Origin of the sequence: Arhodomonas sp. AD133, from assembly GCF_051195215.1 — a bacterium.
Taxonomy (GTDB): Bacteria; Pseudomonadota; Gammaproteobacteria; order Nitrococcales; family Nitrococcaceae; genus Arhodomonas.
This window is the reverse complement of the sequence record NZ_JBNAZM010000032.1, coordinates 12882-25262: the sequence shown is the minus strand read 5'-3', so window position 1 is coordinate 25262 and position 12381 is coordinate 12882. Positions and strand designations below refer to the sequence as shown.

Genomic DNA, 12381 nt, shown 5'->3' with positions numbered 1-12381 from the left:
CGGGTTGGCGCTCGTGTGGCGCGACTGATGAGGCAGGCGACGTCGGGCCGCCAACTACCGCCGCCCGGGCCGATGTCCGCGCCGGGAAACGTGATCCCGACAAGCCAGCAGGACCCGCTCTGCCGCCGGCTTCACGGCAGTGACGCGCCGGCATCGCCAATTTTGAAAAGTGCATTTTAACCGGTTGCATTGAGGCCCGCTCACCCACCCGGTAGCTTTCTGCATCGACTTACCGATGAAAAACATCGATGCGGGAGGCACCGTGGCGGAGACAAAATGCGTATTCGTGCTCGACGGCGACCAGGCACCGGGAATACTGGCCAATGCCGCAGCGATTCTCGCCATGAGTATGGGGCGTTTGCATCCCGAATTGATCGGTGAGGATCTACGGGACGGATCGGGACAACTTCACGGTGGCATTACCACCGTCGCATTGCCGGTTCTCAAGTCGAATGGGGCGGGGCTGCGAGCGTTACGGAGGCGGGCCGGTACCCATGAGCCGGCACTTTCGGTCGTGGACGTCACGACCGCCACCCGCCATACGGGTTCCTACCAGGATTACGCCGCGACCCTGAAGGCCACGGATGCGGCCGAGATCGACTACGCCGGCATCGCCCTGCACGGCGAAAGACGGCTTGTGACCGGCCTGACCGGCAGTCTGCCGCTGCTTCGGTGACACGCCGCGGTTCGCGTTCCCGAAACAGGCAGGGGTGAATGAGTATGGCGGTTTTGCTGGCAATGTTCACGTTTTCATTGGTGATGTCCATTTCGCCCGGGCCGGTCAATATGATCAGCGTATCAACCGGCGCCACCTACGGGGCCTGGCGGGCATTTCGATTCGTCTCCGGGGCGACTGTCGGGTTCACGATGCTGCTCGTGGTGTCCGCATTCGGTCTGGCGACGCTGGTGACAAACCACGCTGGCGTGCTCGATGCGCTTTCGGTCGCGGGCTTCGCGTTCATGATGTATTTGGGTGGCAAGATCATGCTCGCGACGCCGGATCTGGACACGGAAAGAGACGCCGTTCCCCGGTTCGCGGACGGGTTCATGTTGCAATGGCTGAATCCGAAGGCGTGGATGGCATGTGTCTCCGGTGTGTCGCTTTTCACCGGTGCCGCCGGTGCCTCGCGTCTCACGATTTTTGTCGTGATGTATTTTTTCGTGTGTTACGCCTCGCTTTTCGCATGGGCGCTGCTCGGCGGTGCGCTGTCGGGTGTACTGGCAGGCCGGGCAGCGCGCTTGCGGGTGTTCAACGCCGTCATGGGCGGCCTGTTGATGGTGACGGCTTGCTACCTGTTATACGAGCGCTTCGTGCTTGGGTGAGTTGCTCATTGCGCGTCCGGGGTCATCTCGCGACACAAGTGCTCGATGAGGCGGTGGGCGACGCTGCTACGGGGCAGGTTAGCGGGCCAGACCGCGAAGACTTCCAGCGGTTCCAGCGACCACTCGGGCAGAACTTCGGTGACGAGCCCGCGCGCAATGCCTTCGCGGGCGAGGTACGTGGGGGGCGCCGACAGCCCAACGCCGTTTTTCGTAAGCGCGTAGGCAGCGTTGACGTTGTCGACATTGATGCGGGGGCGATACCGGATGGTTACCTGCTCGCCGTCGGTGTGCGTGAACGTCCGCCGGTCCGGGCGCATGAGCAGCCCGATCCAGGGCATGGCCTGGAGTTCGCCGGGATGCGAAATCGAGGCATATCGCTGCAGCAGGTTCGGGCTGGCGATGACGGTACGTGCCAGCGCGGTGATGCGCTTCGCTTTCAGGCTGCTGTCGGGTAGTGAGCCGACGCGGATGGCGACGTCGACGCTGTCGGCCACCAGGTCGGCGCGCCGGTCGCTGCAGAGCACGGTCAGTGAAATGTCCGGATGCTGATGGGAGAACGCGGAGATGGCGTCCATGTAAGGACTGTCCGCGAAGGTCGCGGGTACCGATATCTTGAGTCGGGCCGAATGCTCTTCACCCCCATCGCCGACGGTGTTCGCGTACAGGGCGAGCATTTCCTTGGCGCTGGCATAGGTTCTTTCGCCATCCTCGGTCAGCGAGAATCGCCGGGTATTGCGGTAGAGCAGTGCGACGCCGAGGCGTTTCTCCAGCCGGGCGACGTAGAGGCTCACGGAAGCGGGCGAGAGGCCGAGCTCTTCGGCCGCGCGACCGAAGGAGCCATTGTCCACCACGGTGGCGAATGCGAGCAGGTGTTTGACGTCGTCCAGCACTGCGAGCGTGTTTCCCGGAGTGGAGCGGCGGCCCGGGAGCGTGCCGGGCCGGCGGATGCAGGTGAGCGTCGGGCGCCGGCGCCGCCGTCAGCCCTCCACCCATTTCGCGTAGATCGACTCGAATTCGCCGGTCTTGCGCACCAGGTGCAGCCACTGATCGACCCAGGCCTTCCAGACGTCGTCACCGCGGGGTAGAAGGTAACCCTTCTCCGAGTAGGTGAACGGCGCGTCCGGATGGACGGCACAGAGCTCCGCGTTGAGATTGGCCTGCAGCTCGGTCTCGATGGCGTCGGTCACCATGACGTCGGCGGTGCCGTCGACGATCTTGCCGAAGATGGTCGTGTTGTCGTCGTGGACCATGATGTTGGCGTCGGCGAGCTCGCGCCGGGCGAAGCGCTCGTTGGTGCCGCCCGGGTTCACCACCACGTCCACGTCCGGCTGATTGATCTGCTCGACGCGCTGGAAGCGCTCCACGTCGTCGCAGCGGGCAATGGGGGTCTTGCCACCGGCCAGGTAGGGATCGCTGAAGTACGCTTGCGCTTGGCGGTCGAGCTTCACCGAGATGCCGCCCATGGCGATGTCACACTTGCCGGCGGTGAAGTCCTCCATCAGCGTTGGCCAGGAAGTTTTCACGAAGCGCGTCTCCACGCCGAGAGCGCTGGCGAGATTCTCGGCCATGTCGATGTCGATGCCCTCGAAGGACTCGGTCTCGGCGTTCCAGTAGGTGAACGGCTTGTAGTCGCCGGTGGTGCAGACTCTCACCTCGCCGGCGGCTTGAACGTCATCGAGGGTGGATGTCTCGTCGGCGCTCGCTGCATGTGCAACGCCGGTGACGACGAGGCTGAGAGAGACTGCGGTGATCAGCTTGTTGTTGTGCAACGTTACTCTCCTCCGTGGGATTGCGTGCTCACCCCAGGGCGAGCCATATGCCGACGCCGACCATTAACGTGCCGGCGATGCGATTGAGCGTCTGGACGCTGCCGCGGCGTTCCAGAATCCGGCTGAGCGCGCGACCGCCATTGGCGTAGAGCAGCAGGGCCGCGAACTCCAGGACCAGAATGACGGCCACGAGCACGGCGAGCTGCGGTGTCAGGGGCAGGCTGGTATCGATGAACGGTGGCAGCAGGGCGATCACGAATGCCCATCCCTTGGGATTGGCAACGGCGGTGACGAAGCCCTGGGCGGCCAGGCCGGCGGCGCTCGGGGCCCGCTCATCGGCGTCGGGTTCGACCTGAAGGGATAGCCGGCCCCGGGAGCGCCACATCTGGAGCCCCAGCCACATCAGGTAGGCGCCACCGGCGTACTTCAGGGTGGCGAAGGCAAGGGGATAGCGAAGCATCAGCGTCGCGACCCCGACAACCGCGAGCACGGCGACCAACGCGACGCCGGCGAGCTCGCCGAGCATCATCCACAGCGCCCGTCGCACGCCGATGGTGATGCCAAGGGAGAGCGCGAGCGTCATGCACATGCCGGGCGTTACCGAGACCAGAAAGAAGGTCGGGATGAATGCGTAGAGCAGGTTGGGGTTGATCACGCCGGTCACCGGGCGAATCGTGCTTCGTGCATGCACGGATTGTTGCCCACGCAATCGTGTCCTGGCAAGCGGTGCCGGGCTAATGCCCGACGCCGTGACGGTCCATCAGGCCCGCCCCGAGCGCTGGCCGGGCAGAGCGCCTTGCCAGAGGCGCCGACAGCCGAGTACCGGGCGCTAATCCTCGCTGGCTTCGATGATCGCCCGGCAGAAGTCGCCAAGATCCGGCGGGTACCGCGAGGTGATCAGGTGGCCGTCGATCACCACGGGCTCGTCCACGTATTCGCCGCCGGCGTTGATCACGTCGTCGCGTATCGACCAGAAGCAGGTCATTCGCCGGCCCTGGACGACGCGTGCGGAAATCAGTACCCAGGCCGCATGGCAGATGGCGGCGACCGGGTGTCCGGCGCCGTCGGCGCGGCGCACGATTTCCAGGAGGTCGCGGTTGCGGCGCATGTGGTCCGGGGCGTAGCCCCCGGGGACGATGACCGCATCGAACTCGTGGGTGGCGCCTTCCGCGGCGGCGAGATCGGCGTCCACGGTGCAGCCGTGCTTGCCGGTGTAGCGCGTCTTCTCCGGACCGATCACCACTACCTGTGCGCCTTCCTCGCGAAACCGGTGCAGCGGGTAGAGCAGCTCGATGTCCTCGAACTGGTTCTCGGCGAGTATGCAAACTCGTTTGCCGGTCAGTCGCCCGCTCATGGTCACCTCCTCGAAAGGTGTGGAGGACCCGTGTGGCTGTCCTGGGTGGGTATGGGAGCGACCGCAGCGGTAATCAAGTACAAGTGATCGGGTGCCGGCGTTCATCCGCCGCCGCGTGCCAGCAGTAGCAGCACCAGCGCGTAGACGGCGGCGATGAGCAGCGTTTCCACGCCGACGTTCGCCGGACCCGAACGCTCGCGCCGCATGAGCCCCAGCAGCAGGATGCTGCTCATGACCGCGCTCGCGGCGATGAGCTGTGGTTCGCGCTGGCTTATATCCGCGAAAATCGGACCCGGCCGGTAGGCGACGTCGGCCACCGCGACGAACAGAGTGTCGAATGCGTTGCCGCCGAGGATACCGCTGACGGCCAGGGTGAGCGCCCCCTGGCGTACGGCGGCGACGGTGGTGACGAGCTCGGGGAGCGAAGTGCTGATCGCCACCAGCGTGCCGCCGATGAGGCTGTCGTTGAGGCCGGTGGCGTCGGCGACGGCCTCGCCGGACCATGCGACGGCCCACCCGGCGGCCGCCACGCCCAAGCCGGTGAGCAGCATGTCCAACGCCAGCGGCCCGAGCGGTTCGTGGCGGGCGGCTTCGTCGGGCACGTCACGTTCGGTGACATGGGTTATCCGTGGATGCCACATTGGCCGTTGATGCGCCTGATGAACCCAATGCATTCCTCCGATGTAGGCAATTGGCAGGGCGAGGCTCGCGGGATGGATGTGGCCGATGGCGACGTCGGGCACGTTGATGCCGAGCAGCAGCAGCGACAGCAGTCCGACCAGAAGGGCGCCGAATAGCATGTTGGGCACGGATGCCGCAGCGTGTTCCAGGTTGGCTCGCTGGTAGACGGCGTCGGCGATGGCCAGGAAGGCGGTCTGCACCGCGATCCCCCCGGTCGCGGCGGAGACCGCGAATGCCGCGCGACCGTCGAGCGCGAGTGTCACGCAGGCGACGATACCCGGCAGTGACGTCATGGCCCCGAGCATGACCGCCCCCACCACCGCTTCGCCGAGGCCGGTGCGGTCGGCGAAGCGGTCGGCGCGGTCGCTCAGGCGCGTGCCCAGCAGCGCAATGATCGCGGCGGCGAGGACGAACACACCGCCCGACAGCAGCAGCGGAGGATCCTCGGTCGGCATGACAGCGGCCCCTGCGCAAAAACCGGCAGGATATCAGGCGAGGATTCGCAGGCGTTACCGTTGACCTCGGACGGTGGTCACGTCGTCCGGCGCTCGTCGTGTCCGTGTCTCGCCTTCGCGTCTCGTATCGGTCACTCCGCCTGCGAGAGGTCGTCCATCATCGCGCGCAGAAAACGCGAGGCTTCGCCGCCGGTGACACAGCGATGATCGAACGACAGTGATAGCGGCATTACGCGGTGCACGACCGGCTCGCCTTTGACGGCGATGACCTCGGGGCGGATGCGGCCGGCGCCGATGATCGCCACCGTCGGTGGTACCACCACGGGGTCCGCATACCGCCCGGCAATGGTGCCGAAGTTGGACAGCGTGATGGTGGAGCCGCGCATCTCCTCCGGGGGAATGCTGCGGGCGCGCACGTCCGCCACCAGGGCGTCGAGCCCGCGGCGGAGGTCGGCGTCATCGCGATTGCCGACGTCGCGCAACACCGGCACGAACAGGCCCTCCTCGGTGTCCACCGCGATGCCGAGGTCGATGTGGTCCATCACACGGCGGGCGATCGTGCGCCCGTCGTACCAGGCATTGAGGTCCGGTTCGGCACGGCAGCCGGCACGGATGGCGCGTACCAGGCGCAGCGTTATGTCCGTGCCGTCGGGCCAGGCGTCGATGTCCACGTCGTCGGAGACGGTCACGGGAACGACCGACTCGTGAGCGCGGGTCATCGTGCGGGCCATGGCCCGGCGAACCCCGCGCAATGGTTCCATGCTGCCGCCGTCGTCGTGATCCTGCGCAGCGCGTTGCACGTCGGCGCTGGTGATGGTGTTCTCGGGCCCCGTGGGCGTGACCAGCGCCAGGTTCACGTCGAGCCGCCGCGCGAGTGCGCGAACCGCCGGCGTGGCACGGGCACTTTCCCCGACCACGCTCGCACGCTCCTCGATGCGTTCGGTGCCGGAACGGACTTCACCCACGACGGTACCGCTGTCCTTCGTCTCCCGCCCCGATGCCGAGGACGTCGCCTCGTCGGTGGCCGAGTCGACCGTCGCTGCACGTGCCGGCGCACGCGGTTTCTCGCTTGCTGCTCGTGACGATTCCGGGGTCCCGGTACCCGCTTCCGCGGTGTCGCCGAAGACCACCAGCGGGTCGCCAACCTGGATCACGTCGCCGGGCTCGCCGAGGCGTTCGCTGACCACGCCCGCCTGCGGGCTCGGGATTTCCACGATCGCCTTGTCCGTCTCCACGGAGACCAGGGGGACGTCGCGCTCGATGGTCTGCCCGGGCTGAACGAACCATTCCACGATCTCCGCCTCGATAAGCCCTTCCCCCAGATCCGGCAGTTTGAACGTACTCATGCGAACTCCATGACCTCCCGCGCGGCGCGCAGGATGCGCGCCACCGATGGCATGTACCGCTGCTCGAGCCGCAGCAGCGGCATGATGGTGTCGTAACCGGTGACCCGACGAACCGGGGCCAGCAGGCTCATCAACCCCTCCTCGGCGAGACCGGCGGCGATGTCGGCACCAATGCCGCCGGTACGCGGCGCCTCGTGAACGATCACGCAGCGGCCGGTTCGGCCCACGGATTCCAGGATCGTTTCCATGTCCACCGGCTTGACCGTGGCCACGTCGATCACCTCGGCGCTGATGCCTTCCTCGGCGAGCTGCGCTGCCGCCTGCAGGGTCTCGTGGACCATGGCGCCCCAGGAGATCAGCGTCAGGTCCGTGCCGTCGCGCAGCACGTAGCATACGTCCAGGGGCAGTGCTTCGCCGTCGTCGCTGACGTCTTCCTTGACCAGCCGGTAAATCCGTTTGGGCTCCAGGAACACCACCGGGTCGGGATCGCGGATGGCGGCCAGCAGCAACCCGTATGCGCGTCCGGGTGAGGAGGGAATGACTACCCGTAACCCCGGCATGTGGGCGTACAGCGCCTCGGTGCTCTCCGAGTGGTGTTCCGGCGCGTGAATGCCGCCGCCGAAGGGCGCGCGCATCACCATGGGGCAGGACAGTCGTCCGCGGGTGCGGTTACGCATGCGGCTCGCGTGACTGATCATCTGATCCACGGTGGGGTAGCTGAAGCCCATGAACTGAATTTCGGCGACCGGGCGTAGCCCCTGACTGGCCATGCCGATGGCCATGCCGGCGATCAGGTTTTCTGCCAGAGGCGTGTCTAGCACCCGCGCCTCGCCGAAGCGCTCGAGAAGTCCCTCGGTGGCTCGGAAGACACCGCCGTTGACGCCGATGTCCTCGCCGAGGAGAAGCACGCGGTCATCGGCCGCCAGCTCGTGGGCGAGGGCGGCGTTCACCGCGCCCACCAGGGTCATGTCAGTCATCGCCGCCATCCTCCTCGTCCATGAGCGCATTGCGCTGCGCAGTCAGCGCGCGCGGCAGCTCGGCGTAGAGATAGTCGAACATCGCCTCGGCGGGTTGCGCTTCCGTGGCCAGATAGCGTTCCGCCGCCGCGTCCACGGATTCGCGACACTCGGCATCCAGGCCCTGCTCGTCGTCGTCACTCCACGCGCCGATCTCGTGGAGGTAACGGCGCATTCGCTCGATCGGATCACGCGCCTCCCAGGCGGTGCGCTCCTCCTCGGGGCGATAACGCCGCGCGTCGTCCGCGGTTGTGTGATCGCTCATGCGGTAGGTCAGCGCCTCGATCACGGACGGGCCGTTGCCCTGGCGTGCGCGCTCGAGTGCCGTGTTCATCCGGTCGCGTACGGCGATATAGTCGTTGCCGTCGACCTGTTCGCCGTGAATGCCCGCGGCGACCGCTTTCTGTGCCAGGGTCTCGGCGTGGCTCTGGCGGCTGCGGGGCACCGATATCGCCCACTGGTTGTTGCAGATCACGAAAACCAGGGGTAGCTGCCAGGTTCCGGCGGCGTTGAGCGCTTCGTAGAAGTCGCCTTTGGAGGTCCCGCCGTCTCCGATCACACAGACCGCGACACGCGGCTCGTGCCGATACTTGAACTTGTAGGCGACGCCCACGGCGTGGGGCGCCTGGCTGGCGATGGGGACCGCGATGGGCAGGTCCTCGCGTGGCCCTTCGAAGTCCATGCCACGCTCGTCGCCGCCCCAGTAGAGGAAAAGCTCCTCCATACGGCCGCCACGATTGAGGTGGGCGCCGTGATGGCGGTACATGGGCACGAGTACGTCCTCGCTGTGCATGGCGAGGCCCACGGCGACCGCTACCGCTTCTTCACCGAGACACGAGGCGAACGTGCCGAGGCGGCCGGTGCGCTGCAGGCTCACCGCCTTGCGGTCGAAGGCACGGGCGGCGACCATTGCGCGGTAGCCACGGAGCAGCTGCTGGGGATCGCGGGCGAAATCCGGGAGCGGTTCGGTGACTTCGAGCTCGTGGCTCAGGTAGCCGGTGTAGCCGATCTCGAACTGGGCGATGGTACGCACGTCGCCTCCCTCCGTTGTGCTGGCGCCGTCGGGCGTCTCGCCTTTATCTGTAGCGTAGAAGAGGCGGGTCTGCCTGTCGGCACTGCGTTCGTGAGGAGCGACGGGAAAGCCGGGAAGAACGGATCGATGATTCCACGTCATCGATCGTGACCGAATCGCCGCGGGCGCAACGCATTGATCCGACGAACAGAGGTGCAGGATTCAGTGGTGTGGAAGCTCGCGTGTCTCGTGGTGCTGTGCGTGTACCTGGCTGGCTGCGCACCGGTGCGGCCGGTAACGCTCGCCACACCCGATGCCATCGAGCGGCTGCGGGGCATCCGCTGGTGCGGAGCGCTGTGGCTGCCGCGAACAACGCCCGCCGGCGCGCCGCTGGGCGGCATCTCCGGTCTCGCCTGGGACGCGGACACCGCCACTGTGTACGCGGTTTCCGACCGCGGGCGTGTGCATCACTGGCGGCCGCGCTTCGCCGCCGGACGCCTCGTCGGTGTGGAGCTGCGGGCGAGCTTTCCGTTGCACGACCGTGCCGGTCGGCCGCTGCAGGGAGATTCGGCGGATGCCGAGGGCGTAGCGCTGGAGGCGTCCAGCGAGGGAAGGCGACTGTGGATCAGTTTCGAGCGCGAGCACCGTATTGCGCCCTACGATACCCAGGGGCGGTTGCTGGGTGCTCCGCGTGTTCCGGAGCCGGTGCGGGATGCGGGCTACAACACGGGCATGGAGGCGCTCGCCGGCGCCGGGCGGCAACGGCTCGTCGGGCTGGAGCGTGGACCCGCGGGCGACGGCGCGACGACACCCATCTGGTCGGAACCCGGCGGCCGCGTCCACGCGTATCCGCTTGCGGCGGAGGCCAACAGCGCCCTGACCGCGCTTGCGCCCGCGGGTCCCGGGCGCTATCTGGCGCTGGAGCGTGCGTACTCGCCGCTTCGCCCCATCGTGATAACACTCAAGTCTATTCGCTGGCGCGCATCGGAGGGGATCTCGGTTACGCCGCTAGCGCGACTCTCGGGCGGGGAAGGGTGGCACCTCGACAACTTCGAGGGGCTGGCCGCGCTCGGTGCGGGTCGTTATCTCATGGTGAGCGACGACAATTTCAGCACGCTTCAGCGTACGTTGCTGGCGTGCTTCCGGACAGAAGCCGGCGCCGGCGGCACCTGAGCACGCGCCGACACCGACTGAGGCGATGGCGAGGAGGCTCCGTGCGTGAGCGGCAGTGTCGCATCAGGCCGTCGACGACGCCGGGGAGTCCCGGCGTCGATTCACCCACCTGCGGATTCCTCAACAACCTTTACGCGCGCGTGGCTTAAGTGCCTTCGCTGAAGCTCACGCCGCGACGTGCCCGTTCGAACGCGCCGAACTCGGCGACCGGGGTCGAGGAGCGTTCGCCCTGCAGCGCCGCCGCTTTCAGGCGGGGCACGCCCTTTGTGACTGCCTCGGCGTGACTGAGGCCGAGGATCAGGGCTTCTGCCGTGTCGGGGCCTGCCGCTCCATAGCGCGTTGCCGCGGGCGTGGCGACGTCAGCGACCGCCGCAGTCTCGTGGAACGACTGCCCTGACACGAGGTGGTCGTACACGTCCGCTGCATGTGCCGCGGTACCGGCCAGGAGCCCGACGGTGACAGTGGCTGCAATGCTCAGTGCCTTCATGACCAGATCTCCAACGTTGGTCGTTAGTTGATACACGGGCAATTGAGTCTCGTGCAAATTGTCCGTACATGGACAGATGGAGGCGGGACGATTTTTTTCAACCCGGTGACAATGAATCGGTGCTTGCGCTTCTGGCACGGGCGTGGCTGAGTAGAAGGCAATCGCGATGGGAGACGGTGCCATGGCGGATTCGGAGGACGAGGGGGCACCTCCCGATAGCTGGGAGGAGGGCCCGACCACCCTGGAGGCCGCGGCGGACTACGCCCGACACGCGCGCGAGCACGTGAAGGCCTTCGAGGATACCGGTGAGCCGCATCACCTCGCCGAGGCGCGGCGGTTGCTGGAGGTGCTCGAGGGGTATCTCGATATGCGAACGCGCGAGGCCGAATAGGCTGCGGCCGCGCCGGCGGTGACGGTCAGCGCCGGCGGTCGTGGTCGTCGTCGTGCAGGTTCACCGGCGGGTCGATGGGCGGCGGGCCCACTTTCGACTGTGCATAGATCTGGCGAACGATGTACCAGATGCCGATGACGAAGGCCACGAGCGCCGCGATGCCCGGCCACGCGTAAGCCGCCTCGCCCGGTAACGCCGGGCGCAGGGGAAACATGAAAAACAGCCAGAAGCCGGCGCCCAGGGCGAACCATCGGGCGGCGAATTCGCCGCAGTGGTCACGGCACCAGCGCCGGCGACGCGCGAGCAATTCCGACGTGGTCGGCGGCGGCATGCGGTTGAGGTGCCAGCTGGCGAACAGCCAGCAGCCAATGCGCGAGTGCAGATCCATGCCCGACCTCGCTGGGTGAAGGGTAACGCCGTGTCCGCGGCGCCAGCGTGTTCATGGCCCGGGGTATGGCGATTACCGGTTGTCCGGCACCGCTACCCCGACAGGGTAGTGCCCTTGCCCTGGCGGTGCGAGTAAGTGCTGATGAGTGTGGGTATCCACCGGGCACTATACTCAAGCGCAACGAGTTGTAGTGCAACGCCTGGCAGGGAGGTAGGCATGACGCGTTACGGCATGGTCGGTTGGGCGCTGGCTGCGATGGCGACACTCGGCGTCGCCCACGCGGAGATTGCCACCGAGAGTGTGACTTACCGCATCGGTGAGGAGACGTTCGTGGGCTATTTCGCCCGCAATACGGCGATCGCTTCGCCACAGCCGGCGGTGGTCATCGTCCACGACTGGGACGGGCTGAACGACTACGAACGCACCCGGGCGCGAATGCTCGCCCGGCAGGGGTATGCCGCTTTTGCCATTGACCTCTATGGCAAGGGCGTGCGGCCGGAGACTGTGGAGCAAATGCGCGCACGCAGCGGCGCGCTGCGTGGCGACCGCGCGTTGATGCGCGAGCGTCTCGATGCCGGTGTTGCGCAGCTGAGCGAGCTCGAGGGTGTGGAGCCGGGCCGCGCCGTGGCGATCGGATACTGCTTCGGCGGGTCCGCGGTGCTGGAGCTGGCGCGTGCCGGCGCCCCGCTGCAGGGATTCGTGACTTTCCACGGTGGCCTGGATACCCCGGAGGGGCAGAGCTATGACAATGTTCAGGCCCCGCTGCTGGTGCTCCACGGTTCCGCTGACAACGCCGCGCCCATGGCGCAGGTCACCGCGTTGGCCAGCGCGCTCGATCGGGCCGGGGTGGCATACCGCATGGAAATCTATGGCGGCGCGCCGCATGCGTTTACCGAGTGGTCCGGAGACCGATACCGCCCTGATGCGGATCTCGCGTCATGGCGGGCATTGATGGACTTCCTCGGCGAACGCCTGTAGAAACCCGA

Annotated in this window: 15 protein-coding genes; 5 read left to right on the top strand and 10 right to left on the bottom strand. The window is 66.8% G+C overall.

Translation table 11 applies throughout. From position 1 onward, the window contains the following. The first annotated feature begins 262 nt into the window (after positions 1-262). Both ACPEES_RS15995 and ACPEES_RS15990 read left to right on the top strand, forming a co-directional pair. Positions 263-676 (top strand): DUF2000 domain-containing protein, encoded by a 414-nt coding sequence (locus tag ACPEES_RS15995; protein ID WP_435104549.1) that lies wholly within the window; start codon positions 263-265, stop codon positions 674-676. Between the two features lie 44 nt (positions 677-720). After that, entirely contained in the window at positions 721-1323 is a 603-nt protein-coding gene (locus ACPEES_RS15990; protein WP_435104548.1) for a LysE family translocator, read from the top strand. 5 nt (positions 1324-1328) lie between these two features. Here ACPEES_RS15990 and ACPEES_RS15985 read toward each other — a convergent pair whose 3' ends face one another. From ACPEES_RS15985 to pdhA, 8 genes are all read right to left on the bottom strand, one after another. Continuing rightward, positions 1329-2213, bottom strand: coding sequence for a LysR family transcriptional regulator (locus ACPEES_RS15985; RefSeq protein ID WP_435104547.1), 885 nt, complete (start codon positions 2211-2213; stop codon positions 1329-1331). Between the two features lie 87 nt (positions 2214-2300). Then, positions 2301-3092 carry a transporter substrate-binding domain-containing protein gene (locus tag ACPEES_RS15980; RefSeq protein ID WP_435104546.1) on the bottom strand — a complete coding sequence of 264 codons (792 nt, stop codon included), beginning with the start codon at positions 3090-3092 and terminating at the stop codon, positions 2301-2303. Positions 3093-3120: 28 nt separating this feature from the next. Continuing rightward, positions 3121-3783, bottom strand: coding sequence for a LysE family translocator (locus ACPEES_RS15975; RefSeq protein ID WP_435104545.1), 663 nt, complete (start codon positions 3781-3783; stop codon positions 3121-3123). A gap of 138 nt (positions 3784-3921) precedes the next feature. After that, on the bottom strand, positions 3922-4446 hold the full coding sequence (locus tag ACPEES_RS15970) for a type 1 glutamine amidotransferase domain-containing protein (RefSeq protein ID WP_435104544.1): 525 nt from the start codon (positions 4444-4446) through the stop codon (positions 3922-3924). A gap of 101 nt (positions 4447-4547) precedes the next feature. Next, positions 4548-5582 (bottom strand): sodium:calcium antiporter, encoded by a 1035-nt coding sequence (locus ACPEES_RS15965; protein WP_435104543.1) that lies wholly within the window; start codon positions 5580-5582, stop codon positions 4548-4550. A gap of 131 nt (positions 5583-5713) precedes the next feature. Beyond that, on the bottom strand, positions 5714-6928 hold the full coding sequence (locus ACPEES_RS15960) for a dihydrolipoamide acetyltransferase family protein (protein ID WP_435104542.1): 1215 nt from the start codon (positions 6926-6928) through the stop codon (positions 5714-5716). Continuing rightward, complete coding sequence (locus tag ACPEES_RS15955) at positions 6925-7905, bottom strand: alpha-ketoacid dehydrogenase subunit beta (RefSeq protein ID WP_435104541.1); 981 nt, start codon at positions 7903-7905, stop codon at positions 6925-6927. Before ACPEES_RS15955 ends, ACPEES_RS15960 begins: the two co-directional genes overlap by 4 nt. Continuing rightward, the gene (gene pdhA, locus ACPEES_RS15950) at positions 7898-8977 is read right to left on the bottom strand and encodes a pyruvate dehydrogenase (acetyl-transferring) E1 component subunit alpha (RefSeq protein WP_435104540.1); all 1080 of its coding nucleotides are present in this window, start codon (positions 8975-8977) and stop codon (positions 7898-7900) included. The genes ACPEES_RS15955 and pdhA overlap by 8 nt, the downstream gene beginning before the upstream one ends. Positions 8978-9181: 204 nt before the next feature. Here pdhA and ACPEES_RS15945 point away from each other — a divergent pair, with 204 nt between their 5' ends. Next, positions 9182-10129 (top strand): esterase-like activity of phytase family protein, encoded by a 948-nt coding sequence (locus tag ACPEES_RS15945; protein WP_435104539.1) that lies wholly within the window; start codon positions 9182-9184, stop codon positions 10127-10129. Positions 10130-10274: 145 nt separating this feature from the next. On the opposite strand, the gene ACPEES_RS15940 is transcribed toward ACPEES_RS15945, so the two are convergent. After that, complete coding sequence (locus ACPEES_RS15940; RefSeq protein ID WP_435104538.1) at positions 10275-10616, bottom strand: hypothetical protein; 342 nt, start codon at positions 10614-10616, stop codon at positions 10275-10277. Positions 10617-10797: 181 nt separating this feature from the next. Here ACPEES_RS15940 and ACPEES_RS15935 point away from each other — a divergent pair, with 181 nt between their 5' ends. Continuing rightward, the gene (locus tag ACPEES_RS15935; RefSeq protein WP_435104537.1) at positions 10798-11007 is read left to right on the top strand and encodes a hypothetical protein; all 210 of its coding nucleotides are present in this window, start codon (positions 10798-10800) and stop codon (positions 11005-11007) included. A gap of 25 nt (positions 11008-11032) precedes the next feature. Here the strand turns inward: ACPEES_RS15935 and ACPEES_RS15930 are convergent, their stop codons facing one another. Further along, positions 11033-11395 carry a hypothetical protein gene (locus tag ACPEES_RS15930; RefSeq protein ID WP_435104536.1) on the bottom strand — a complete coding sequence of 121 codons (363 nt, stop codon included), beginning with the start codon at positions 11393-11395 and terminating at the stop codon, positions 11033-11035. Positions 11396-11611: 216 nt separating this feature from the next. Here ACPEES_RS15930 and ACPEES_RS15925 point away from each other — a divergent pair, with 216 nt between their 5' ends. Beyond that, complete coding sequence (locus tag ACPEES_RS15925) at positions 11612-12373, top strand: dienelactone hydrolase family protein (protein ID WP_435104535.1); 762 nt, start codon at positions 11612-11614, stop codon at positions 12371-12373. The last annotated feature ends 8 nt before the right edge of the window (positions 12374-12381 follow it).

Bases quoted from the DNA above. Each gene is read 5' to 3' on its own strand.
- ACPEES_RS15990 (WP_435104548.1), top strand. From the start codon at position 721: ATGGCGGTTTTGCTGGCAATGTTCACGTTTTCATTGGTGATGTCCATT.
- ACPEES_RS15970 (WP_435104544.1), bottom strand. From the start codon at position 4,446: ATGAGCGGGCGACTGACCGGCAAACGAGTTTGCATACTCGCCGAGAAC.
- ACPEES_RS15965 (WP_435104543.1), bottom strand. From the start codon at position 5,582: ATGCCGACCGAGGATCCTCCGCTGCTGCTGTCGGGCGGTGTGTTCGTC.
- ACPEES_RS15960 (WP_435104542.1), bottom strand. From the start codon at position 6,928: ATGAGTACGTTCAAACTGCCGGATCTGGGGGAAGGGCTTATCGAGGCG.
- ACPEES_RS15955 (WP_435104541.1), bottom strand. From the start codon at position 7,905: ATGACTGACATGACCCTGGTGGGCGCGGTGAACGCCGCCCTCGCCCAC.
- ACPEES_RS15940 (WP_435104538.1), bottom strand. From the start codon at position 10,616: ATGAAGGCACTGAGCATTGCAGCCACTGTCACCGTCGGGCTCCTGGCC.
- ACPEES_RS15935 (WP_435104537.1), top strand. From the start codon at position 10,798: ATGGCGGATTCGGAGGACGAGGGGGCACCTCCCGATAGCTGGGAGGAG.
- ACPEES_RS15930 (WP_435104536.1), bottom strand. From the start codon at position 11,395: ATGGATCTGCACTCGCGCATTGGCTGCTGGCTGTTCGCCAGCTGGCAC.
- ACPEES_RS15925 (WP_435104535.1), top strand. From the start codon at position 11,612: ATGACGCGTTACGGCATGGTCGGTTGGGCGCTGGCTGCGATGGCGACA.